Origin of the sequence: Jannaschia aquimarina (assembly GCF_000877395.1) — a bacterium.
Classification (GTDB): Bacteria; Pseudomonadota; Alphaproteobacteria; order Rhodobacterales; family Rhodobacteraceae; genus Jannaschia; species Jannaschia aquimarina.
Genome location: NZ_JYFE01000017.1, coordinates 53696 through 75520 on the forward strand (window position 1 = coordinate 53696; position 21825 = coordinate 75520).

Genomic DNA, 21825 nt, shown 5'->3' on the forward strand with positions numbered 1-21825 from the left:
GCGCCACACACGGAACGATGGCGAGAGGACGGACCGACCGGGGGCGCCGCTTGACCGCGCCGGCGCCCGCCTGCCCCTTGCATCTCCTCCTATGCAAGGGGCAGGAACCGCGGTGATGGCGAAGCTCTACTTTCACTACTCCACGATGAATGCCGGCAAGAGCACGCTGCTGCTGCAGGCCAGCTACAACTATGTCGAACGTGGAATGGAGACCTATCTTCTAACCGCGGATTTCGACGATCGAGGTGGACAGGGCAAGATCGCGAGCCGGATCGGCATCGAGGCACGGGCGGATACCTACGGCGCTGAAAGCGACTTGTTCGACATGATCGACGACCGGCTGAAGAGAGGGCCCTGCGCCTGCGTCCTGGTGGACGAAGCGCAATGGCTTAGCCGAGAACAGGTCTGGCAGCTTGCGCGGGCCGTGGATGATCTGAGCGTTCCAGTCATGGCCTACGGACTGCGGGTCGATTTCAGGGGCGAGCTCTTTCCCGGATCCGCCGCCTTGCTCGCCCTGGCCGACGAGATGCGCGAGGTGCGCACGATCTGCCATTGCGGCCGGAAGGCGACGATGGTCATCCGCATGGGGGCGGATGGGCAGGCCCTGACCGAAGGCGCCCAGGTCGAGGTCGGTGGCAACGAGCGCTATGTCAGCCTGTGCCGCCGCCATTTCCGCGAGGCCACCGGCGACCGTGTCCCGCCCGAAATGCCGGTATGAGCAGGCCCCGGATCGAGGCGGTCGTGTTCGACATGGACGGCCTGCTGCTCGATAGTGAGGGGCTCTACCGCGAGGGGTTTCGTCGCGCACGGACTGCTATGGATCTTCCGCCTGACGACGATCTGTTCCACAGCCTGATCGGCACGAACCACGAAAGCGGTGGCCGGATGCTGCGCGATGCGATGGGCGAGGCAGCGGAACCCTTCACCGACGCATGGCATCGTGAGAACGCGGAGCTGCTATCGGGGCCCATCCCCCTCAAGCCCACCGTCCGCGCCTGTGTCGAGGCTCTGTCTGCGGCGGGCGTTCCTGTGATCGTGGCCACCAGCACGCGGCGCGAGATCGCGCTCCGCCGGTTGGAACAGGCCGGTCTGGCGGACCATCTGCCCGATCTCGTCGGCGGTGATCAGGTCTCCCGCGGCAAGCCACATCCGGAGATCTATGTCGCTGCGGCCGCGCGACTGAGCATAGGCGCAGAAATGTGTGCCGCCTTCGAAGACAGCGCCAACGGCGTGCGTTCCGCCGTGGCAGCGGGGATGGTCGTGACGCAGGTGCCGGATCTCGTTCCGCCGACCGACGATTTGCTCGCTCTGGGCCACCGGGTCGCGCCGGATCTTCACAGTGGGTTGCGGGCGCTCGGGCTGCTGTAGGCCGGTCAGGCCATGAGCTGCGCGACCAACCGCGTGGCCCGTTCGATCTCTGCCCTCAGGTCGATCGTCACGAGATGCCCCGAGGCGACCACGCGCCGCCCCTCGACGAACAGGTCCCGCACCCGGCGCGGACCGGCCAGCAGTAAAGCGGCCTTGTCCCAGCTTCCGGCGGCTTCGATCGATCGCATATCCCAGATCGCGATGTCGGCTCGCATCCCGGGCACGAGCATCCCGATATCGTCGCGGCCCAGCACTGCAGCCCCTCCGCGCGTCGCGAGATGCAACGCTTCGGTGGACCCCATCGCATCGGCCCCGCGCGAGACCCGCTGCAAGAGCATCGCCTGCCGCGCCTCGTCGATCAGACTGGCCGCATCGTTGCTGGCGGAACCGTCCACGCCCAGCCCGACCGGGACACCGGCATCCACCATAGCGCGGACCGGCGCGATACCCGAGCCGAGCCGGCAATTCGAGCAGGGACAATGTGCCACTCCGGTACCCGTGCGCGCAAACAGACCGATTTCGCCAGCATCCAGTTCGACGCAATGGGCGTGCCAGACATCGTCGCCCGTCCAGCCCAACTCCTGCGCGTACTGGCCCGGACGGCAGCCGAAGGTGGCCTCGGAATAGGCGACGTCCTCGGCATTCTCGGCCAGATGTGTGTGGAGGCGGACGCGCTTGTCGCGGGCGAGAAGCGCGGCATCGCGCATCAACTCCCGGCTTACCGAGAATGGAGAGCAGGGTGCGACGCCCACCCGGCACATCGATCCCGGGTCCGGGTCGTGGAACGCGTCGATCACCCGGATGCAATCGTCGAGGATCGCGGCCTCGTCCTCGACAAGACTGTCGGGCGGAAGCCCGCCCGCGCTCTCGCCGATGGACATTGCACCGCGCGTCGGATGAAAGCGAAGGCCGACGTCGGCCGCGGCATGGATCGTGTCTTCCAGCCGGACCCCGTTCGGAAAGAGATACAGGTGGTCGGACGACGTGGTGCAGCCGGACAGCGCCAGTTCGGCCAGGCCGATCCGGGTGGCGCAGGCGACGTGATCCGGCGTGAACCGTGCCCAGATCGGGTACAGTGCCTTGAGCCAGCCGAAGAGAAGCGCGTCCTGTCCTGTCGGAACGGCGCGGGTAAGGGTCTGGTAGAGGTGGTGGTGCGTATTGACGAGGCCGGGCGTCAGCAGGCAGCCTTCCGCGTCAATCACCTCCCCCGAAGTGCCGAGCCCACCGCCCGTCTGGGTGATCACACCGTCCCGGATCAGGACGTCACCTTCGGTGGCGGCCGTCCCGTCCATGGCAAGCAGGGTGCCGCCACGGATCAGCGTCTCAGCCATTCAGGACATCCATTGCCGCACGGTGCAACTCGGGTGTTGCTGCGGCCAGCGCCGCGCCCCCGTCGAGCGCCGGCTCGCCTTGCCAGGAGGTGACTACTCCGCCCGCCGCCTCGATCACCCCGATGGGCGCGCAGATGTCGTAGGGATGAAGGCCCGCTTCGACCACCAGATCCACATGTCCGGCCGCCAGAAGCGCATAGGCGTAGCAATCGAGCCCGTAGCGCGTCAGCCGGCACTTCTCCGACAACTTCCGAAAGGCGGCGCCTTCAGCGTCAGTGCCCACTTCGGGAAAGGTCGTCAGGATCGTCGCGTCTTCTAGGTTCGTCGTCTTGCGAACGGCCAGCGGCCGCGTTCCGGAGCTATGAGTCCACTCGGCCGTCCCAAAGCCCCCCTCGAACCGCTCGCCCGTGAATGGCTGATCGATGATCCCATGGAGAACCTGTTCGCTATCTCTCAAGCCGATCAAGACGCCCCATGTCGGAGTTCCAGAGATGAACGCGCGCGTCCCGTCGATGGGATCGAGAACCCAGGTCAGGCCGGATGACCCACCGATCGCGCCGCCCTCTTCGCCGAGTATGCCGTCCTCGGGTCGCTCGGCCGCGAGGATCGCCCGCATGGCTTCCTCCGCCCGCCGGTCGGCCAAAGTGACCGGGTCGAATGCGTCCGACTTGCTTTCTATCGAAAGGGGCGTCCGGAAGAGAGGAAGGATCGCCTCCCGCGCGGCATCGGCCAGCGCATGGGCCGTCGCGAGGAGTGCTTCAATGTCCAGGCTTCTCATTCCGTCGCGGGTCGCACGGGAGCGCGATGCCGGTCAACGGACTTTCGCGAAGTCGTGCGCCTGCCTGTAAAACTGCACGCGTCCGGCCCGGCGGCGAAAGGAGATCCCGTCAGGCCGCGCTTTCAGAGAGGACGCGCGCCAGGTCGAAGAGACGCTTCCGCTGATGCTCTGGGATGGCGTAGTAGCTGCGGATCAGTTCCATCGCTTCCTTGTCGGACAAGAAGTCGCGGTCAGCATCGGCCTCGGCGCCATCTTCAAGGCCGTCGAAGAAGTGGCTGATCGGAACGTCGAGCGTGCGCGCGATCTCCCAAAGCCGGGACGCGCTGACGCGGTTCATCCCGGTCTCGTACTTCTGGATCTGTTGAAACTTGATTCCGACGTTTTCCGCGAGCTGCTGCTGGGTCATCCCCACCATCCAGCGGCGGTGCCGGATACGCTTACCTACATGTATGTCGACCGGGTGCTTCATAGTCACACTCCTCAACTGTGTTCGTTCTGACGAGTCTGCGCGCTCAACGCGGCGTCCCGGCGGGAAGTTCACGCCGCGGCAATCGCGACGGGATCGGCACGAGCCGCGCGGTCCGGCCTCTCGCACCGGTTGAGGCAGCATATGGGCGTGCTGACTCAAAATCCAATGGGGTCGCTTCGCTCCGATTGTAGCCGCTGGCTTGACGAGCCGCCGCCCTCCCGTCACCCCTCGGGCGGCGAAAGGGGATCGGCATGCGTCACTATCTCGTTCACACCAAGGGAGAACCGCCCGAACTGAGGGACGCGCCCGAACCTGAACCGGGCCCGGGAGAAGTCCGCCTCCGGATCGAGGCTTGCGGTCTGAACTTCGCCGATCTCCTGATGGTCGACGGGACATATCAGGACACGCCCGATCTGCCGTTCGTTCCCGGCATGGAAGTCTGTGGGACAGTCGAGGCGTTGGGCGAAGGCGTTGAGGCGCCTGCGATCGGCAGCCGCGTCGCCTGCTTTGCGGGGCAGGGCGGTCTTGCGGAGGCGGGGCTCTTTCCGGCCCGCGCCTGCGTGGCGGTTCCCGCAGCGATGCCCTCGGAAATCGCTGCCGGGTTCATCGTGGCCTACTCGACCAGCCATGTGGCCCTGACCTGGAAGGCGCGATTGCAGGCAGGTGAGCGATTGGTCGTCCTCGGAGCTGCCGGGGGCGTGGGTCTTACGGCTGTCGAACTTGGCGCACGTATGGGGGCGGACGTCGTGGCCGTCGCGCGGGGGCCCGACAAGCTGGAGGTCGCGCGGGCGGCCGGGGCCCACCACCTGGTCGACGCGGAAGCGCCGGATCTGCGGAACCGTCTGCGGGACCTGGGCGGCGCTGACGTTGTCTATGACGCGGTCGGCGGCAAGCTGCATGATGCTGCCTTTCGCGCGATGCGGCCCGGTGGACGCCTGTTGGTGATCGGCTTCGCGAGCGGCGAAGTGCCGCAACCCAAACTGAACCACCTGTTGGTGAAGAATGTAGACCTTCTCGGGCTCTACTGGGGCGGTCTGCTGAAATCGCATCCGCACGTCGTGACCGACAGTATCGCGTCGCTCTTCTCCATGTACGAACGGGGGGACATCGCGCCCCATGTCTCTCACGTTCTGCCGCTCGAAAAAGCGGACGAGGCGCTGGAACTGCTGCGCAGGCGCAAGTCCACTGGCAAGGTCGTCGTCCGCCCGTGATCGAGGAGGAGCGCGGCTGATCGGCCGTCACCCGTTCGATCGCCCCTTTCTCGGCCCGATGACCGGCATGTGAGGATCAGCCCGCGACGGTGAGCCGGGGCCTTGAACGAAGAGCGCCGTATTCCTGCGTCAGAAGGTCAGCCAGCCGGTCGCGCACGGGATCGGGCTCCGCATCCCGGCGGTAGAGGGTGATCGCCATCTCGCCGAGATCCGGGAGTGCCCCTGCATGCGGTATCGCTTCCATGTCGCGACCGTCGAAGAAGCCGTCGAGGACAGTCTGTACCGCGAGGTCGGCGCTCACGCCCGCATCGATGGAACGGCTGCTATCCGCCTCGACCCCCATCACCCACGGAATCCCCGCCGTGTCGAGCGCGGCCTGCGCCGCAGCCCGGAAGAGGCAGGTAGAGGGGAAAGCCAATGGCAGGGGGCGGCGGGTCCATGCCGTCCCGCCGGCGGCGCCGACCCAGATCAGGGGAAGGCAGGCAATGACCCGTCCGCTTGCGTCCGCGGCGGCCTCGGTGCCGAGAATCAGGTCCTGTTCGCCGCCGGCAAGCTCCTGCTTGAGCCTGTTCGTGCTGCTCGCCGTAAGAGCGACGCGGACATGGGGATATTCGGCGGCGAACGTTCGAAGGACGCGGGGGATGACACCCGAGACGATGTCGTGGGGCACGCCCAGCCGCAATTGACGCGCCGGCGCCTCTGACCGCATGCGCTCGAGCAATTCGTCGTTAAGCGCGCAGAGGCGCCTGGCGTAGCTCAGCGTCTGTTCGCCTTCCGGGGTGAGCATCACGCCGCGCGCAGTCCGGACGAAGAGCTGAACGCCGAGTGCCTCTTCCAGTCGTTTGACCTGCATCGAGACCGCCGATTGCGTCAGATTGAGGAGGCCTGCAGCGCGCGTGACCCCGCCCGTCGAGGCGACCGTTGCGAAGGCGCGGAGCGTATTGAGGTCGAGGTTCCGGGGCATCGCCTGAACTCCTTTCGGACGGGAGCCTTCTACCGCGCCCCGGTGTCATTCCGAAACGGAATGGCATGATGGCTGCCATCAGAGATGCTGATATGTCGGGCGGGTGGATGGCCGAATTGCGGCAGTGCTGCGTCTCTTCGGGAGCTTCGTGGCCGCTTATAGAAAATATCAATCGAAATGCCGTGCCTGCGCAGGCCGAGCGACTTGAAATGCACGGTATCTCTGCCGATATTCCCATCCGAAGGGGCAGGCATGCCCTAGAGAAGTTTTATCCCTGGAGGAGTTCCGATGGCTCAATTCGACGCCCTTCGCGCCACCGGCGTGACCGGCGAACGCGCGGCCCAGATCGACGAGGGTCTGCGCGCTCACATGAACAAGGTCTACGGCACGATGTCCGTGGGCATGTTGATCACGTTTGCCGCCGCCTGGGCCATTTCGGGCCTGTCCGTGACCAGCGACCCGTCGCAGGCCGTCGTGCAGCTCGGGAACGGGACGCTTCTGACGAGCCTTGGCGCTGCGATCTATACGTCGCCCCTGCGCTGGGCCCTGATGTTCGCGCCGCTGCTGTTCGTGTTCGGCTTCGCAGCCAGCATCAATCGCTTGTCGGCAGCCACGGCTCAGGTCGTCTTCTACGCCTTCGCCGCAGTCATGGGCGTGTCGATCAGCTCGATCTTCATCGTCTTCACCGGCATGTCGATCGCCAGCACCTTCCTCGTGACGGCCATCGCTTTCGCGAGCCTGTCGCTGTGGGGCTACGTGACCAAGAAGGATCTGTCCGGCTGGGGCACCTTCCTGTTCATGGGCGTGATCGGCCTGATCGTCGCGTCGCTGGTGAACATCTTCTTCTTCGGCGGGGCCTTCGCTCAGCCGATCGCGTTCATCGGTGTGCTGCTCTTCGCGGGCCTGACGGCTTACGACACGCAGAACATCAAGAACACCTACCTGGAGCATGCGGTGCATGGTGATCAGGAGTGGCTCGGCAAGGCGGCCATCATGGGCGCGCTGAACCTCTACCTCGACTTCATCAACATGTTCATGTTTCTGCTGCAGCTTCTCGGCAACCGCGAGTGATCGCAGCATCATGGACCAGATCGGGCCGCCCCTCGGGGCGGCCCGTTTCGTTAGGGGCTGTCGGCCTTTCGGACGGGAATGACGTTCAGGACAGGACCGCGCGGGCTGCCTCCAACCCGTCCGGCATCGGATGGTGCCCGGGGCCCGGATGCTCAATGAACCGGGCATCGGCCCCAAGCCGTCGGAGCACGTCGGCGCTGTCGCGCGCGCGTTTGATCGGAATGTGCGGATCGGCCGCATGGCATGTGATCACCGCACGGGTTCCCGTCAGATCGGTGCGATAGTCGAACGCCTTTCCCGCCGCGCCGTAGAGCGCCGGATCTGCACCTCCCTGGTCCTCTGTCCCGACCAGGCCACCCGACAGGGCGACCACGCCGCCGATCCCGCGTCGTGCCGCATATTCCAGGGCGAGGCATGCCCCTTGGCTGAACCCGACCAGCGCGACCTCACCCCGCGGGAGGGCGAGATCTCTCAGACTGGTCTCGACCGCGTGAAGCCCGCGCTCGACCCACGGCTCCATCTGCGCGCTGGGCGCGAGAAAGGACGTCGGCCACCATGAGTTGTCCGCGGCCTCGGGCGCTGCGACCTTGAGGCCGGATGCGCCGAGCGCTGGAATAAGTCCCGTGATGTCGGCCGCGGACCCGCCGCGGCCGTGAAGCAGGATCAGCCCCTTCATGCGTGGATCGGGGGCAGGATGGCTTCGATCCGGTCCCGGATCGGTTCGTACTGCTCCGGAAGCTTCAGCGTTTCACCGAGGCTCTCCAGGGGTTCATCGCGTGTGAAGCCGGGCGGATCCGTCGCAATCTCGAACAGCACACCGCCTGGTTCCCGGAAGTAGATCGCGTTGAAATACTGCCTGTCGATCACCGGGGTCACATTCATGCCGGCGGAGATCATTCGTTCCCGCCAGTCGAGTTGATCGGCATCGTCCGTCGCGCGGAAAGCCACATGGTGGATGCTGCCCGCACCCTGCCGTCCGGGGGCGGCGCCGTCCTTGCGGTACAGATCGACGACGGTGCCGCGGGCATCGCCCGGCACTTTCAGGCGCAGCCGCTCTTCGCCGTTCGCTGCCTCGTGACCCGTTTCCGCGTATCCCATGTGGTCCGTCAAAAGACGCTGCGTCGGTCCGAGGTCGTCCACCCACAGCGTCACGCCATGGAAGCCACCTTGTGCCGGGCCGTGATCGCCCGGGGTGGACACGAGCTCGACCGTGGCGCCGTCCGGGTCCATGACCGTCGCAACCTGCGCACCGAACCGCTCGACCGGGGCCGAGACGTCGGAGCCTCGGGCCCGCATCTCGGCCAGCCAGTCGTCGAAGACCCTGTCGCCGACCGCGTAGGAATAGGCCGTCGCCATTCCCGGACCGATGCGGCCCGGTGCGGCGCCGACGAACGGGAAGAAGGTCAGGATCGTGCCGGGTTCGGCATCGTGATTGCCGTAATATAGGTGATAGGTGCCCGGATCGTCGAAGTTGACGGTCTTCTTCACAAGCCGCTGGTCCATCAGCTTGGTGAAGAAATCGACATTTGCCTGCGGTGGACCGCTGATGGCGGTGACATGGTGCAGGCCGGTGATGCTTTTGGTCATGGCGACCTCCTGTTCGTTTGGAGTTGCCAGATAGATCGGGCGGCGCCGGGCGCGAGAAAACCGCGCCCGGCGCACAGGATCGGTGCGCCTATGGCGTCAAAGCGGCTGAGACATCTCGACCGCCGGGAAGCGCGGACCTTCAGGGAAGGCGATGCGGAACTGCTTTTCTCCGATGAAGCCCATCGTCCGGTAGAAGGCTGTGGCCGTCAGCGTCGAAAAGCAATGGAGCCCGGCAACGCCAGCCGCGCGCGCCTGAACCATGGCGTTCTGCATGATTGCGCTGGCCACGCCGCGCCGCAGATGGTTCCGCGATGTGATGAAGTGGCGGACGTGACCCCATGAGCCTGTTTCCTGGCCCTGCGGTCCGCCGACGCTCCACCCGCCGGCGCCCAGCAGTTCGTCCCCGTCCCATGCGGTCCAATACCGGCCAGACCCGATCAGTTCGGGCTGGGGGCGGGTGATGATCGGCAAGGCCTCCGTCAGCGTCCGTTCATCATAGGCGCCCCGCAGGAGCGGCGGAAAGTTCTCCTTCAATAGCCGGGCGACCGCCGGCACGTCGTCTATCGTGGAAGGACGTATGTCCATCTTGGTCTCTCCTCTGTTCAATGACCCCGCATCGCGATTGCGGAGCGGGGCCATGTCGTCGGAGAACCGGTAAGAATGGTAAACAGATGGTTAACGCGCCTGCCGGATCGGAGCGCGGCCGCTTGGAGATAGCGGAGGTTTGCCTCGCGCGGGTCGCCTGAAGGGACGTTGGAGCAGGACGATAAGGCCAAGGGGGAGTGGCTTGCCGATCACGGCCTCGTTCGGCGGCGGATCATTGGAATTTTGAAACGAAAAGGGCCGCACCCTTCGGCGCGGCCCGACAAATCGAAAGGTCGGCGATCTTACTTGATCTTGCCTTCCTTGTACTCGACGTGCTTGCGCGCGACGGGGTCGTACTTACGGACGACCATCTTTTCGGTCATCGTGCGCGCGTTCTTCTTGGTCACGTAGAAATGGCCGGTTCCGGCGCTGGAGTTCAGGCGGATCTTGATGGTGGTGGGCTTCGCCATCTCGTCTCTCCTCGTGGGCGTGGCGGATCGGGAACGCGTCCCGCACCCCGCCTACGGAAAAATCAGGAGGCTGCCATCTACCAGATCCGATCAGCCCGTCAAGCGCCTCGATCGGCGGTCAGGCAGGCACTCCGATCCGGATCAGGATAAGTCCGTCGCCGCAGGGTGAGAAGCTGGCTTCGGCCATGCCGTCGGAACCCAGTGGCGACAGGTCGAGGGACACCGTGACGGTCTCGCCGCGCCGGGCACGATGGATCGCCGACTGCGCGGAGAGCCTCTCGGGAAACGTCCAGAGCGAAACGACCGCCAAGCCGCGCAGATCGTCCGAAGGTGCGAAGCCGAGGGCAACTAGGGAGGCGCGGTTCATCAACTCGATGCGCCCGTCCCGACCGACGAGCACGAGACTGGCATGGCTCCGCCCAACCGCCCTGAGGGCCTCTACCGGAGGAGCAATCCGAGCCTCGGAGGCCGCCTCAAATCCCTTATCTACCTGCGGTTGCGCCATGCGATTCCATATCCCCTTGACCACCAATGTCCGCTGTTAGCGGTCGCACCGCTACGGAACTAACGTAGCGTCGCCCGAAACCGGCAAGAAATGGCCGATACCCGATCGGCTTCGGCGGGACTGACGCTGGATCAGAGCAGGTCTTCCAGAAGGGCTCGGGTATTGGCCGCCGTCATCTCGATCGGATTTCCGCCGACGCTCGGATCCGCAAGGGCGCCCGCAACGAGACGGTCGACATCCGGATCCGCGACGCCCAGCTCGGTCAGCGTCCGGGGAATGCCCAGAGAGGCATTGAAATCGTCAACGAAGGTGCGGAAGCCGTCGAAGCCGCCCTCGATGCCCAGATAGGCCGACGCCCGGTCGAACCGTTCCGAGATAGCGCCGGCGTTGAAGCGGAGCACCGCGGGCATGCAGACGGCATTGGTCGTGCCGTGATGGGTATGGTGCATCGCTCCGATCGGGTGGCTCAGGGCGTGAATGGCACCAAGGCCCTTCTGGAACGCAATCGCCCCCATGGACGCGGCGGCCATCATCTGGGCCCGCGCTTCCATGTCGGTTCCATCCGCAAAGGCGCGGGGCAGGTACGCCGTCACCAACCGCATGCCTTCGAGCGCAATGCCTTGCGACAGCGGATGAAAATGCGGGCTCGAATAGGCCTCGACACAGTGGGCGAAGGCATCGAGACCGGTTCCGGCCGTGATGGCGGGCGGCATTCCGACCGTCAGCTCGGGGTCGCTGATGACGAACACGGGCAACAATTTCGGGTGGAAGATGATCTTCTTTTCGAGCGTCTCGGAGTTCGTGATGATCGCGGCTCGTCCGACCTCTGACCCCGTTCCCGCCGTCGTTGGGATCGCGATGACGGGGACGATGGCCTCGGCATCCGCGCGGGTCCACCAATCCCCGACATCCTCGAAATCCCAGATCGGCCGGGTCTGGCCGACCATCAGGGCGACCGCCTTGCCCAGGTCAAGCGCAGAGCCGCCCCCGAAGGCCACGATGCCATCATGACCACCATCGCGGAATGCCCGAACCCCGGCAGCGACGTTGATGTCGCTGGGGTTCGGATCCACATCAGAGAATACCGCGCGACCAAAACCCGCTGTCTCCATCAGGTCCAGCGTCCGCGTGGTTATATCCAGCGCGGCCAGCCCCTTGTCTGTGATCAGAAGTGGCCGCGTGAGCCCCGCCTGCTCGCAGGCCGCGCCCAATTCCGCCACGCGGCCCGCGCCAAAACGGACAGAGGTGGGATAGGACCAGTTTGCCGTCAGAATCATCACGATATCCGCAGATGGAAGGATTTCGGCCGCGTCAGAGCGTGATAGCCGAGGGCGGACAGGCCGGCCCCCCGGCCGGTCTCCTTGCAGCCCGTCCAGCAGAGCGCCGGATCGAGGTAATCGCAGCGGTTCAGAAACACCGTGCCGGTTTCCAGCCGGTCGCCGATCCGTTCGACGGCTTCCACGTCGGCGGACCATATGGATGCCGTCAGGCCGTAGCGGCTGTCGTTCATGAGACGGATGGCCTCTTCGTCGTCATCGACCGGCATGATGCCGACGACCGGCCCAAAGCTCTCGTCCCGCATCACACGCATATCGTGGGTGACGCCGGTCAGGACGTGCGGCGTGAGATAGGCGCCCGCGTCGTCATCGGCGTCCATCCGCGCCACATGAGCGGTGGCGCCCGCAGCGACCGCCTCTTCGATCTGCGTCCGGACCTCTCGGGCGAAGCGGACATGTGCCATCGGCCCCATCGTCGTCTCCGGCGAAAGTGGGTCGCCCAAGACCTGCGACTCCGCCCAGTCGACGGCCTTTTCCACGAAAGTGTCATAGAGCGACCGGTGAACGTAGATCCGCTCGATCCCGCAGCAGCACTGGCCGGAATTGAACATCGCGCCGTCCATCAGCGTATCGACGGCCGCCTCCAGATCTGCATCCGCTCGCACGTATCCGGGATCCTTGCCGCCAAGCTCTGTCGAGACGGGAACGAAGGTCCCCGCCGCTGCCCGTTCGATCGCCCGACCGCCTTCGACCGATCCGGTGAAATTCACGTAATCCACCGCCCGCTCGGACAGCAGATCGGACGTAGTCGCATGATCCAGAACGAGGTTCTGGATGACGTCCTTCGGCACGCCGGCCTCGTGGAACGCCTCGGCCAGCCGTTCACCGACCTGCAAAGTCTGTGCGGCATGTTTCAGGATCACGGTGTTCCCCGCGATCAGGGCCGGCGCGATGGTGTTGATCGCGGTCATGTACGGGTAGTTCCACGGCGCGATCACCAGGACGGTGCCCCAGGGGACACGTTTGATCATACGACGGAAGGTGCTCGACTCCTCGACCACCATCGGGGCCAGCGCCTCGGCCGCGATATTCGCCATGTGGTCAACGCGTTCGTGAAAGCCGCTATATTCGCCGCCATAGCGGATCGGGCGGCCCATCTGGCGGGCCAGCTCCAACGCCATCCGCTCGGTGTCGCCGCCGATGATCGCGTCGGCGCGCCGGACGAGTTCGATCCGCTCCTCCAGCGGACGGGCCGCCCAGTCCGACTGCGCCGCCTGCGCACGCGCCGCCGCATTGAAGGCGGCCTCCGCCGAGAGCGTATCGCGTTCAATGTAAACCGACCCGTCGATCGGCGATATCAGTTGCACCCGTCCCATTCTGCGCCCCGCCTCGTTTCCGGACACGTCTTCGAAGCGAGCGCTACGCCCGCTCGAACCCCCGCGCAACTTCCCAGTCGGTGACGGCGGCATCGAAGGCCTCCTGCTCGACCTCCGCGGCCCGGACGTAATGGTCGATCACGTCGTCCCCCATCGCGTCGCGCAACATGGCGGATCCGCGCAAGGTCTCGGTGGCATCGCGCAGGGTCCGCGGGATGTCGTCGACATCGCCCATCCCGTAGACGTCCCCGGTTACGGGATCCGGCGCGGGCAGGCCCTCTTCGATGCCCTTGAGCCCGGCGGCCAATTGGGCCGCGCAGGCGAGGTAGGGGTTCACGTCCGACCCGGGAATGCGGCACTCGATCCGCACGCCCCTGGTGTCCTCGCCGACCAGCCGGTAGCCGGCGGTCCGGTTGTCCACCGACCACGCGATCTTGGTGGGCGCGAAGGTCCCCGGCAGGAACCGCTTGTAGCTGTTCACGTAGGGCGCGAGGAAGGCGGTCATCTCGCCGGTATGCCGCATCAGCCCGGCGACGTAGCTGCCCATCAGATCGGACATGGCGCGCGGCGCGTCAGGGTCGTGGAAGGCGTTCGAGCCGTCCTCGCGCGCCATGGACTGATGGATATGCGAGGCACTTCCGACCTTGTCGGCACGCCATTTGGGCAGGAAGCTGGCCGCGTGGCCGCGCTGGTCGGCGATCTCCTTGACGGCCTGCTTGGCGATGGTGTGGTGGTCCGCACACGCCACCGCGTCGGCATAGCGGATATTCAGCTCCTCCTGTCCGGTCTCCGCTTCGCCCTTGGAGTTCTCCACGGGCACGCCGGCCGCCACCAGATGGTTGCGGATGGGGCGCATTACATGCTCCTCGCGCGCGGACTGGAACAGGTTGTAATCCTGATTGTAGCCGACCAATGGCGCCAGATCCCGGAAGCCGCCCCGGCGAATGTCGTCGTAGGACGCGCGGAAGACGAAGAATTCCAGCTCCGTCGCCATCATGGGGGTCAGCCCCATCTCGGCGACGCGGGCGACCTGCGCCTTGAGCATCTCGCGCGGGGAATGCGGCACCGGTGCGTGGGTGTGGTGGTCCAGCACATCGCAGAGGACAAGCGCCGTCCCATCGAGCCAAGGCAGGGGCCGCAGCGTCGTCAGGTCGGGCTTCATGACGTAGTCGCCATAGCCCTGTTCCCACGAGGTGGAGGCATATCCGTCGGGCGTCGCCATCTCCAGGTCGGTCGCCAGGAGGTAGTTGCAGCAATGGGTCTCTTCATGACCCGCTTCGAGGAAGTTCGAGACCGTGAACCGTTTGCCCATCAGGCGGCCCTGCATGTCGACCATGGCCACGAGGACGGTGTCGTAGGGACCGAATTTCAGATCGTCGAGCTTGAGCATGGTCTTCCCCCGCAGCATGCGCCCCGTCATCCCCCGGATGCCGGGGCGCGTCCAGAGGGCGGGCGATCGCCCGCCCCGCTTCGATCAGCCGTAGCGATAGGGCCGGCCGGCCTGCTGCATCAGCGCGTTGTAGTCCTTGAAGATCTGCACCACCCGGGCCTTGGTCTCGCTCTCGGCGGCGATCTCGTCCCAGAATTCGCGCGCGGCCGCCTCGACCTGATCCCATTCCTCGTCCGGGATGCTGGTCAGTTCCAGCTTCGGGCCGTTGACCCGCAGGTCGGCCTCGCCGCCCCAGTACCAGTGCTGCCGGTAGTAATGCGACTGCTCGCAACAGACCTCGAACAGGACCTTCAGATCGTCGGGAAGCTCGTTCCAGCGTTCCATGTTGGCGAAGAAGTGCCCGATCCACGCGCCCGAGATGTTGTTGGTCAGGAAGTAGTTCGTCACGTCCGCCCAGCCGACGGTATAGTCCTCGGTGATGCCGGACCAGGCGATCCCGTCCAGCTCTCCGGTCTGGAGCGCGACCTCCACGTCCTCCCATGGGATCGACACGGGGACGACGCCGAATTGCGCCATGAACCGGCCCGCGGTCGGGAAGGTGAAGACGCGCTTGCCCTCCAGATCGGCAAGAGAGCGGATCGGCTCTTTCGTGGCGAAGTGGCACGGGTCCCAGGCCCCGGCCGAGACGTGCTTGACGCCGACGCGGGCATATTCCTCGTCCCAGATCTCCTTGAGGCCGTAGCGGTTGAACAGGACCGGGACGTCCAGCGAGTAGCGCGAGGCGAAGGGGAAGTAGCCGCCGAACACCGTCACCTCGGTCGGAGACGCCATCGAGTCGTCGTCAGACTGCACCGCGTCGATCGTGCCCCGCTGAAGCGCCTGGAACAGCTCACCCGTCGGGACGAGCTGGTCGGCATAGTAGGTCTCGATCTGCATCCGGTCGCCGGCGATGGCGTTGAACTTCTCGATGGCCGGGTCCAGCACCTCGGCCGCCAGCGCGGCGCCGGCATAGGTCTGAAGACGCCAGGTGATCGTGGATTGCGCGATTGCGGGCGTGGCCAGCGCGGCGGGCGCGGCGGCGGCCCCGGCAAGCAGCTTGCGGCGTGTGGTCATGGTCTCTCTCCTCTGTCGGTTAGGGGGCGTAGATCGTCTGCGGCAACCACAGCGCGATGCCCGGGACCGCCATCACCAGCGCCAGCGCGGCGATCATCACGAGGACGAAGGGGGTGATCGAGGCGTAGATGTCCCTGAGCCCGATCTCGGGCGGGGCCATGGCGCGCATGAGGAAGAGGTTGTAGCCGAAGGGCGGCGTCATGTAAGCGATCTGCGTGGTGATCGTGTAGAGCACGCCGTACCAGATCAGATCGAAGCCCAATTCCCCCACCAGCGGCACATAGAGCGGCGCAACGATGACCAGCATCGCGGTGTCGTCGAGAAACGTGCCCATCACCAGAAAGCTCAGCTGCATCAGGATCAGGATAATCCAGGGGTTCAGGCCCAGCCTCTCCGTGAAGAGGCTCTCGATGGCGTTGACCGCGCCCAGCCCGTCGAACACGGCTCCGAAGGCGAGCGCGGCCAGGATGATCCACATGAACATGCAGGTGATGCCCAGCGTCTTGCGCACCGAGTTCTCGAAGACCTCGCGCGTCATGCGCCCCTTGAGGATCGCGGCGGCCAGGGCGGCCAGCGCACCGATGGCCGACGATTCGACCAGGGACGTCCAGCCGCTGACGAAGGGGATCATCATAGCGAAGAAGATCCCGAAGGGCAGAAGGCCCGCGCGCAAAAGGCGCAGCTTTTCGGCCTGCGGGATGTCCCGCTCCTCCGGCGGCAGGACGGGCCCCAGGGACGGGTTCAGGCGGCAGCGGATGACGATGTAGGCCACGAACATCGCCGCCATCATCAGGCCGGGGACGATCCCGGCGAGCCAAAGCTGGCCGACCGGCTGCCGCGCGATCATCGCGTAGAGGACCAGCACGACAGACGGCGGCACAAGGATGCCCAGTGACGATCCGGCCTGGATGACGCCCGTCACCATGCGCTTGTCGTAGGCGCGGCGCAAAAGCTCGGGCAGGGCGATGGTCGCGCCGATGGCCATGCCCGCGACCGATAGCCCGTTCATGGCGGAGACCAGCACCATCAGAAGGATCGTGCCGACCGCCAGCCCCCCGGACAGCCCGCCCATCCAGACGTGGAACATGCGGTAGAGGTCGTCGGCGATACGGCTCTCCGACAGGACGTAACCCATGAAGATGAACATCGGCAGCGTGAGCAGCGGGTACCAAACCATCAGCTTCATCGCCGCCGAGAAGCCCAGATCGTAGCCACCGCGATCCCCCCACAGCGCCAGCGACGCGACGACTGCCACGAAGCCGATGGCTCCGAAGACGCGCTGCCCCGTCAGCAGCATCAGCATCATCGAGGCGAACATGAGCGTGGCGATCAGCTCGTAGCTCATGCGGCTTCCTCTGGGGGAAGGGGATCGACCACATGGCCACGCAGCAGCAGGACGTCCTTGAAGAGCTCGGACACGCATTGCAGTAGCATCAGAAGGAAGCCGGCGATCATCACCGCCTTGATGGGCCAGAGATACGGCCGCCAGGCCGAGGACGAGCGTTCCATGAACCCGGTTTCGGCGCTGCCCGTGACGAGGCCCGCGAAGAAGCCGAAGGGCTCCGACCCGAAATAGCCCAGCGAATAGGCGGTCGAAGCGACCGCTCCGTAGAGCAGCACGAGCAGGTAAAATATAAGCAGGCAGACAGTGAAGAGATCGAACCACGCCTTCCGTGCGGGCGACCACTCGCCGTAGAGCAGGTCCATCCGGACATGGGACCCCATCTGGATCGAGTAGGGCCCGCCGAGGATGTAATAGCCCACCATCACGAACTGGGCGAGTTCCAGCGTCCAGAGCGACGGTGTGAACGCTGCCTTAGAGACGATCGACCAGAGCAGGATGCCCATCAGCAGGAACAGGCCGTACATCGCGATCCGGCCGATCCGGCGGTTGAGCGCGTCGACCCAGAGGATGTAACGGCGCATCGCGGCGATCACGCGCGGGCCCCCATGCGTCGCGGTGGCCGCGCCGGTGCGGCGCCCTTCGTTCCCATCCCCGTCATCGGGCTGAGCGTTTCGGCCCTGCGCGACCCTGTCAACGATTTCCTTAACGCGACGGCAATCCGCGACGCCTCGCGGCTGTCCTTGCCCGATCCCTGGGCGGGATCGGTGCGGGGGGCCGTGTAAGCCGGATTCTGTTCCCCCTTCGGGGCGGCGACCATTCATCTCGGCACCGCCTCGCGGCGGGCCTGAAGCTGCCAACCCGGACCGCCGGGCGAAGCACCCGATCCGCGGTCCCTATTCGGCATTGCTCCCGGTGGGGCTTGCCATGCGGGGGACGTTGCCGTCCCCCCGGTGGGCTCTTACCCCACCGTTTCACCCTTGCCCCCGCATGCGAGGGCGGACTGTTCTCTGTGGCGCTTTCCGTCGGGTTGCCCCGCCCGGGCGTTACCCGGCACCGTCGCTTCGTGGAGTCCGGACTTTCCTCGGTTTCCCGCGGCCGCCCCGGCCCCCCGCGCGCCGGAGCTAGGAGGCGGCCGGCGCGCCGTCAAGCGCCGGGGCGGGCCAGCGTCGCGCGAGATCGGCGATCATGGCCATGTCCACCGGGTCGAGCGGCCCCTCGATCCCCGGCCTGAACCGAAGGCGGAAGGCCGAAAGCAGCGTCTCGAAGGGAACCTCCTCCGTGTAGCCGAAGGTCGACGCGTCGCGACGAAACCCGTCCTGATCCGGTGCCGGGCCGGCCGCGGGTTTCGGCCAGACCGAAAGGCCGGACAGGGCCAACCTGCGCCAGTCGAAGCGCCGGCCCGGATCGACCTTGCGGCCCGGCGCGCTGTCGGAATGCCCGATCACGCCCTCTGGCGGGATGACATGACGGTCCATGATCCCGGACACCAGGTCTTCCACGGCATCCATCTGACGGGCGCTGAAAGGGTGTGTGGCCGCATTGCAGATCTCGATCCCGATCGAGGCCGAATTGACGTCCGTGATCGCGCCCCATCGTCCCGCACCGGCATGCCAGGCGCGCCGATCTTCCGGGACCATGGAGACGACCTCTCCGTCCTCTCCGACCACGTAATGAGCCGAAAGCTGGGTTTCCGGGTCCTGGAACCATCGGATGACCGGTTCGACTCCTCCGGCCATCGCCGTGTAGTGAAGCAGGATCAGGTGCGGAACGGTCCCGTCCCGCCGCTCGCCGCAATTGGGCGAGGGCGCCTCGCGCATCCGTCAGCTGCCCTGAACGATCCGGCGGAAGGCGGCTGGATCCCAGGCACAGGCATTGCCGTCTCCGTCGGGATCCAGGCCAAGTCGGTCGCGCTCGGGCCCGCCGCGTTCCAGGAAGGCCGTCTGGGCCGCATCCGCAGAGCGGAAGCGGTTGCAGCGCCGCTGCGCCGCGGCCTCGCCCGCAAACGGGCTGCGGCGATAGGTGCCGGCGGCGCCTTTCGCACTGGCACGGTTCAGGGCGTAGGCCGCAAGGTTCGGCCCGGTATCGCCGGGGCGTTCGAGCTGGACGTCTTCGGGGCGGACCTCCAGACGCTGCTGCTGAGCCTGCCGCAGACGCTCTGCATCTTCCTGTATCGTGCGGGCGTTGCTGACGGCGCCGAAATCCTGCTCGGTGCTGATCGAGGCGTTGTCCCGGTCGAGGGACGGATCGAGCGACGCGGTCGCGGCGGTCGGAAGCGGCGCAGGCGCGCCGATCGGATCGGCCGGCCGACCCAATGCCGCGCGCGTCTCACGGGCCAGACCGGCGGCGTCGCGCGCATCGGCGCGGGCATCGAGTGCGGCTGCATCCCGCGGCACCGGCGTGCTGGGCGGACGGATCGTGTCCGGCAAGCGCACGCCAGACGATTGCTGCGGCAGCGGGCCTCGCCCTCTGTCGAAGAACGGATCGTTGAAGTCGGGCCGGCTGTCCGGGACGGGACCCGCGCATGCGGCGACGGCCAGAACTGCACAGACCAGGGGGATTTTACGCATCGTACTGCCTCGACTTTTGACCGAGCCTACCACCACTTTTCCGGCCGCGCCACGAATCCGGCCCGCTCTTCCAGCGCGCGGGCGGTCGCGAGCAATTCGCCTTCGGCCCATGGTTTGCCGATCAGCTGCAGCCCAAGGGGCAATCCGCGCCGGTCCAGCCCGGCCGGCACCGCGACGCCGGGCAGGCCGGCCAGGTTCACCGTCACCGTGAAGACGTCGTTGAGATACATCTGGATTGGATCGGCATCCGCCATGGCGCCCAGCTCGAAGGCGGCGGACGGGGTCGCCGGGGTCAGGATCGCGTCGACGCCCTCCGCGAAGACCTCGTCGAAATCCTTCTTGATCAGCGCGCGAACCTTCCGGGCCCGGTTGTAGTAGGCGTCATAGAACCCGGCTGACAGCACGTACGTGCCGATCATGACGCGGCGCTGGACCTCATGGCCAAAGCCTTCGGCGCGGGTCTTCTCGTACATCTCGGTGACGCCGTCGCCCTGATCCAGCTTTGCCCGGTAACCGAAACGCACCCCGTCATAGCGCGCCAGGTTCGACGACGCCTCTGCGGGGGCGATGACGTAATAGGCCGGCAGGGCGTACTTCGTGTGCGGCAGACTGATATCCCGCGTCTCCGCCCCCGCATCGCGGAGCATGTCGATGCCCTGCTGCCACAGCGCCTCGATCTCCTCGGGCATGCCGTCCATGCGGTATTCGCGCGGGATGCCGATCACCTTGCCGGCGATATCCTGCTGGGCGAGGGCCTCGAAATCCGGAACCTCCAGATCGGCCGAGGTCGAATCCTTCGGATCGTGTCCGGACATGGCGCGCAGCATGATCGCCGCGTCCTGAACGCTGCGCGTCATCGGTCCCGCCTGATCCAGCGAAGACGCGAAGGCGACGATGCCCCAGCGGCTGACCCGGCCATAAGTGGGCTTGATGCCGACGATGCCGGTAAAGGCGGCGGGCTGCCGGATCGAACCGCCCGTATCCGTGCCCAATGCGGCAAGACAGGTCCGCGCAGCGACGGCGGCCGCCGAGCCGCCGGACGATCCGCCCGGCGTGAGCGCGGCATCGGAATTGCCGGCGCGCCAGGGGTTCACCGCGTCGCCGTAGGTCGAGGTTTCGTTGGACGACCCCATCGCGAACTCGTCCATGTTCAGCTTGCCGAGCATGACGGCGCCGGACGTGAAGAGCTTATCCGTCACGGTCGATTCGTAGGCCGGACGGAATCCATCGAGGATTTTCGACCCTGCCTGGCTGGCCACGTCCTTGGTGCAGAACAGATCCTTCACCCCGATCGGCAGGCCGCACATGTCCGGCGCATCCCCGCGGCGGATGCGCTCGTCGGCCGCCTCGGCCTGAGCGCGTGCGAGATCGAAGGTCGGGTGGACGAATGCGTTCAACGCGCCCGCGCCCTCGACCGCTTCGATATGCGCCTCGGTCAGGGCCTGTGCCGTGGTCTCGCCCGAACGCAGGGCGTCGCGCGCTTCGGCCAGGGTCAGGTCGGTCAGGTCGCTCATGTCATTCCACCACCTTGGGGACGGCGAAGAACCCTTCGCGGGCATCGGGCGCATTGGCCAGGACGTCGCCCTGCCGATTGCCATCGGTCACGATGTCCTCGCGCCGCTTCAGCCGCATCGGCGTCACCGACACCATGGGCTCGACGCCGTCGACGTCGACTTCCTGCAACTGCTCCACGAAGTCGAGGATGGCGGTGAACTCGCCGGCGAGCGCATCGAGCTGCTCGTCCGGGACGGCGATGCGGGCGAGCTTGGCGACCTTGCGGGCCGTCTCTCGGTCGATGGTGGACATGATAGCCTCCGTCAGATCGGGCCTCGTCTAGCGGCGGGCGCGGGGGGGTTCAACGGGGCATCCGCTGGTCCTTCGAACCATCCCGGCCTAGGCTCGGACGGCAGGACGGCAGGACGGAGGCACGGATGGACGGATATCTGCTGAAGGCGGCCGCAATCGAGGCGATGGACGGTCAGAAGAAGACCCATTTCCTCAATCCCGCAGCCCAGCGCGTGAACAAGAGCCTTGGCGACGCGACGGGCCTGACCGGGCTCGGCATCCATCTGATCGAGGTCGCACCCGGCCACGAGACGACCGAATACCACGTTCATTACCACGAGGACGAGGCGGTCTATGTCCTTGCGGGTCACGCGACCGCGACCACCGGCGATCAGGATCATGCGATCGCGCCGGGGGATTTCATCGGCTACCGGGCGGGTGGTCTGCCCCATACGATCGTCAACACGGGGACCGAGACGCTGCGGCTTCTGGTGATCGGGCAACGCATTCCGCAGGACGTTGCGGACTACCCGCGCAAGGGCAAGCGGATCTACCGGCAGGTGGGTGTCGGCACCGATCTTGCAGACATCGCCGCGCTTGATCACCCGGCAACGGGGGTGAAAAGGGGATAGC

At 66.1% G+C, this 21825-nt stretch carries 24 protein-coding genes and 1 other RNA gene; 5 read left to right on the plus strand and 20 right to left on the minus strand.

Annotated elements, in window-relative coordinates:
- Positions 1–115 precede the first annotated feature (115 nt).
- Both jaqu_RS03355 and jaqu_RS03360 read left to right on the plus strand, forming a co-directional pair.
- Positions 116–718, plus strand: a complete 603-nt coding sequence (locus jaqu_RS03355) for a thymidine kinase (protein ID WP_043917532.1) — start codon at positions 116–118, stop codon at positions 716–718.
- Positions 715–1368, plus strand: coding sequence for an HAD family hydrolase (locus tag jaqu_RS03360; RefSeq protein WP_043917533.1), 654 nt, complete (start codon positions 715–717; stop codon positions 1366–1368). The genes jaqu_RS03355 and jaqu_RS03360 overlap by 4 nt, the downstream gene beginning before the upstream one ends.
- A 5-nt stretch (positions 1369–1373) precedes the next feature.
- Here the strand turns inward: jaqu_RS03360 and jaqu_RS03365 are convergent, their stop codons facing one another.
- The 3 genes from jaqu_RS03365 to jaqu_RS03375 form a co-directional block, all read right to left on the minus strand.
- Positions 1374–2699, minus strand: a complete 1326-nt coding sequence (locus tag jaqu_RS03365; protein WP_043917534.1) for an 8-oxoguanine deaminase — start codon at positions 2697–2699, stop codon at positions 1374–1376.
- The gene (hisN, locus tag jaqu_RS03370) at positions 2692–3477 is read right to left on the minus strand and encodes a histidinol-phosphatase (RefSeq protein ID WP_043917535.1); all 786 of its coding nucleotides are present in this window, start codon (positions 3475–3477) and stop codon (positions 2692–2694) included. Before hisN ends, jaqu_RS03365 begins: the two co-directional genes overlap by 8 nt.
- 109 nt (positions 3478–3586) lie before the next feature.
- Positions 3587–3946 carry a helix-turn-helix domain-containing protein gene (locus tag jaqu_RS03375; protein ID WP_043917536.1) on the minus strand — a complete coding sequence of 120 codons (360 nt, stop codon included), beginning with the start codon at positions 3944–3946 and terminating at the stop codon, positions 3587–3589.
- A 251-nt stretch (positions 3947–4197) separates the two neighbouring features.
- On the opposite strand from jaqu_RS03375, the gene jaqu_RS03380 reads away from it, so the two are divergent.
- A complete protein-coding gene (locus jaqu_RS03380) occupies positions 4198–5157 on the plus strand; it encodes an NADPH:quinone oxidoreductase family protein (protein WP_043917537.1) in 960 nt (319 codons plus the stop codon).
- A gap of 76 nt (positions 5158–5233) precedes the next feature.
- Here jaqu_RS03380 and jaqu_RS03385 read toward each other — a convergent pair whose 3' ends face one another.
- Positions 5234–6121, minus strand: coding sequence for a LysR family transcriptional regulator (locus jaqu_RS03385; RefSeq protein WP_043917538.1), 888 nt, complete (start codon positions 6119–6121; stop codon positions 5234–5236).
- Positions 6122–6409: 288 nt separating this feature from the next.
- Here jaqu_RS03385 and jaqu_RS03390 point away from each other — a divergent pair, with 288 nt between their 5' ends.
- Positions 6410–7192, plus strand: a complete 783-nt coding sequence (locus jaqu_RS03390) for a Bax inhibitor-1/YccA family protein (RefSeq protein ID WP_043917539.1) — start codon at positions 6410–6412, stop codon at positions 7190–7192.
- Positions 7193–7277: 85 nt separating this feature from the next.
- Here the strand turns inward: jaqu_RS03390 and jaqu_RS03395 are convergent, their stop codons facing one another.
- The 16 genes from jaqu_RS03395 to gatC form a co-directional block, all read right to left on the minus strand.
- Complete coding sequence (locus jaqu_RS03395) at positions 7278–7868, minus strand: alpha/beta hydrolase (protein WP_043917540.1); 591 nt, start codon at positions 7866–7868, stop codon at positions 7278–7280.
- A complete protein-coding gene (locus tag jaqu_RS03400; protein WP_043917541.1) occupies positions 7865–8779 on the minus strand; it encodes a ring-cleaving dioxygenase in 915 nt (304 codons plus the stop codon). Before jaqu_RS03400 ends, jaqu_RS03395 begins: the two co-directional genes overlap by 4 nt.
- A gap of 96 nt (positions 8780–8875) precedes the next feature.
- Positions 8876–9364, minus strand: coding sequence for a GNAT family N-acetyltransferase (locus jaqu_RS03405; protein ID WP_043917542.1), 489 nt, complete (start codon positions 9362–9364; stop codon positions 8876–8878).
- Between the two features lie 302 nt (positions 9365–9666).
- Positions 9667–9834, minus strand: a complete 168-nt coding sequence (gene rpmG / locus jaqu_RS03410) for a 50S ribosomal protein L33 (RefSeq protein ID WP_011454349.1) — start codon at positions 9832–9834, stop codon at positions 9667–9669.
- Between the two features lie 118 nt (positions 9835–9952).
- Positions 9953–10339, minus strand: a complete 387-nt coding sequence (locus jaqu_RS03415; protein ID WP_043917543.1) for a nitrogen regulation protein NR(II) — start codon at positions 10337–10339, stop codon at positions 9953–9955.
- Positions 10340–10470: 131 nt separating this feature from the next.
- A complete protein-coding gene (locus tag jaqu_RS03420; protein WP_043917544.1) occupies positions 10471–11616 on the minus strand; it encodes an iron-containing alcohol dehydrogenase in 1146 nt (381 codons plus the stop codon).
- Complete coding sequence (locus jaqu_RS03425) at positions 11616–12992, minus strand: aldehyde dehydrogenase family protein (protein WP_043917545.1); 1377 nt, start codon at positions 12990–12992, stop codon at positions 11616–11618. Before jaqu_RS03425 ends, jaqu_RS03420 begins: the two co-directional genes overlap by 1 nt.
- Before the next feature lie 43 nt (positions 12993–13035).
- Positions 13036–14382: a glutamine synthetase family protein gene (locus jaqu_RS03430; RefSeq protein ID WP_043917634.1), complete on the minus strand. Its 1347-nt coding sequence runs from the start codon at positions 14380–14382 to the stop codon at positions 13036–13038.
- A gap of 84 nt (positions 14383–14466) precedes the next feature.
- Positions 14467–15495, minus strand: coding sequence for a TRAP transporter substrate-binding protein (locus tag jaqu_RS03435; protein ID WP_043917546.1), 1029 nt, complete (start codon positions 15493–15495; stop codon positions 14467–14469).
- A 19-nt stretch (positions 15496–15514) separates the two neighbouring features.
- Positions 15515–16840, minus strand: coding sequence for a TRAP transporter large permease (locus jaqu_RS03440; RefSeq protein ID WP_043917547.1), 1326 nt, complete (start codon positions 16838–16840; stop codon positions 15515–15517).
- Positions 16837–17421, minus strand: a complete 585-nt coding sequence (locus tag jaqu_RS03445; protein ID WP_236687767.1) for a TRAP transporter small permease subunit — start codon at positions 17419–17421, stop codon at positions 16837–16839. The genes jaqu_RS03440 and jaqu_RS03445 overlap by 4 nt, the downstream gene beginning before the upstream one ends.
- Positions 17422–17603: 182 nt before the next feature.
- Positions 17604–17951, minus strand: an RNA gene (gene rnpB / locus jaqu_RS20460) — RNase P RNA component class A.
- A 10-nt stretch (positions 17952–17961) separates the two neighbouring features.
- A complete protein-coding gene (locus tag jaqu_RS03450; RefSeq protein WP_089268328.1) occupies positions 17962–18657 on the minus strand; it encodes an N-acetylmuramoyl-L-alanine amidase in 696 nt (231 codons plus the stop codon).
- Positions 18658–18660: 3 nt separating this feature from the next.
- Positions 18661–19407 carry a hypothetical protein gene (locus jaqu_RS03455; protein WP_052500751.1) on the minus strand — a complete coding sequence of 249 codons (747 nt, stop codon included), beginning with the start codon at positions 19405–19407 and terminating at the stop codon, positions 18661–18663.
- A gap of 26 nt (positions 19408–19433) precedes the next feature.
- Positions 19434–20921 (minus strand): Asp-tRNA(Asn)/Glu-tRNA(Gln) amidotransferase subunit GatA, encoded by a 1488-nt coding sequence (gene gatA / locus jaqu_RS03460; protein WP_043917549.1) that lies wholly within the window; start codon positions 20919–20921, stop codon positions 19434–19436.
- A 1-nt stretch (position 20922) separates the two neighbouring features.
- Positions 20923–21213 carry an Asp-tRNA(Asn)/Glu-tRNA(Gln) amidotransferase subunit GatC gene (gene gatC, locus jaqu_RS03465; RefSeq protein ID WP_043917550.1) on the minus strand — a complete coding sequence of 97 codons (291 nt, stop codon included), beginning with the start codon at positions 21211–21213 and terminating at the stop codon, positions 20923–20925.
- A gap of 125 nt (positions 21214–21338) precedes the next feature.
- Between gatC and jaqu_RS03470 the strand changes: the two genes are divergently transcribed.
- Positions 21339–21824: a cupin domain-containing protein gene (locus jaqu_RS03470; RefSeq protein ID WP_043917551.1), complete on the plus strand. Its 486-nt coding sequence runs from the start codon at positions 21339–21341 to the stop codon at positions 21822–21824.
- Position 21825 lies beyond the last annotated feature (1 nt).

Coding starts and splice junctions, on each gene's coding strand:
- jaqu_RS03355 (WP_043917532.1), top strand. CDS start 116: ATGGCGAAGCTCTACTTTCACTACTCCACGATGAATGCCGGCAAGAGC.
- jaqu_RS03360 (WP_043917533.1), top strand. CDS start 715: ATGAGCAGGCCCCGGATCGAGGCGGTCGTGTTCGACATGGACGGCCTG.
- jaqu_RS03365 (WP_043917534.1), bottom strand. CDS start 2,699: ATGGCTGAGACGCTGATCCGTGGCGGCACCCTGCTTGCCATGGACGGG.
- hisN (WP_043917535.1), bottom strand. CDS start 3,477: ATGAGAAGCCTGGACATTGAAGCACTCCTCGCGACGGCCCATGCGCTG.
- jaqu_RS03375 (WP_043917536.1), bottom strand. CDS start 3,946: ATGAAGCACCCGGTCGACATACATGTAGGTAAGCGTATCCGGCACCGC.
- jaqu_RS03380 (WP_043917537.1), top strand. CDS start 4,198: ATGCGTCACTATCTCGTTCACACCAAGGGAGAACCGCCCGAACTGAGG.
- jaqu_RS03385 (WP_043917538.1), bottom strand. CDS start 6,121: ATGCCCCGGAACCTCGACCTCAATACGCTCCGCGCCTTCGCAACGGTC.
- jaqu_RS03390 (WP_043917539.1), top strand. CDS start 6,410: ATGGCTCAATTCGACGCCCTTCGCGCCACCGGCGTGACCGGCGAACGC.
- jaqu_RS03395 (WP_043917540.1), bottom strand. CDS start 7,868: ATGAAGGGGCTGATCCTGCTTCACGGCCGCGGCGGGTCCGCGGCCGAC.
- jaqu_RS03400 (WP_043917541.1), bottom strand. CDS start 8,779: ATGACCAAAAGCATCACCGGCCTGCACCATGTCACCGCCATCAGCGGT.
- jaqu_RS03405 (WP_043917542.1), bottom strand. CDS start 9,364: ATGGACATACGTCCTTCCACGATAGACGACGTGCCGGCGGTCGCCCGG.
- rpmG (WP_011454349.1), bottom strand. CDS start 9,834: ATGGCGAAGCCCACCACCATCAAGATCCGCCTGAACTCCAGCGCCGGA.
- jaqu_RS03415 (WP_043917543.1), bottom strand. CDS start 10,339: ATGGCGCAACCGCAGGTAGATAAGGGATTTGAGGCGGCCTCCGAGGCT.
- jaqu_RS03420 (WP_043917544.1), bottom strand. CDS start 11,616: ATGATTCTGACGGCAAACTGGTCCTATCCCACCTCTGTCCGTTTTGGC.
- jaqu_RS03425 (WP_043917545.1), bottom strand. CDS start 12,992: ATGGGACGGGTGCAACTGATATCGCCGATCGACGGGTCGGTTTACATT.
- jaqu_RS03430 (WP_043917634.1), bottom strand. CDS start 14,382: ATGCTCAAGCTCGACGATCTGAAATTCGGTCCCTACGACACCGTCCTC.
- jaqu_RS03435 (WP_043917546.1), bottom strand. CDS start 15,495: ATGACCACACGCCGCAAGCTGCTTGCCGGGGCCGCCGCCGCGCCCGCC.
- jaqu_RS03440 (WP_043917547.1), bottom strand. CDS start 16,840: ATGAGCTACGAGCTGATCGCCACGCTCATGTTCGCCTCGATGATGCTG.
- jaqu_RS03445 (WP_236687767.1), bottom strand. CDS start 17,421: ATGCGCCGTTACATCCTCTGGGTCGACGCGCTCAACCGCCGGATCGGC.
- jaqu_RS03450 (WP_089268328.1), bottom strand. CDS start 18,657: ATGCGCGAGGCGCCCTCGCCCAATTGCGGCGAGCGGCGGGACGGGACC.
- jaqu_RS03455 (WP_052500751.1), bottom strand. CDS start 19,407: ATGCGTAAAATCCCCCTGGTCTGTGCAGTTCTGGCCGTCGCCGCATGC.
- gatA (WP_043917549.1), bottom strand. CDS start 20,921: ATGAGCGACCTGACCGACCTGACCCTGGCCGAAGCGCGCGACGCCCTG.
- gatC (WP_043917550.1), bottom strand. CDS start 21,213: ATGTCCACCATCGACCGAGAGACGGCCCGCAAGGTCGCCAAGCTCGCC.
- jaqu_RS03470 (WP_043917551.1), top strand. CDS start 21,339: ATGGACGGATATCTGCTGAAGGCGGCCGCAATCGAGGCGATGGACGGT.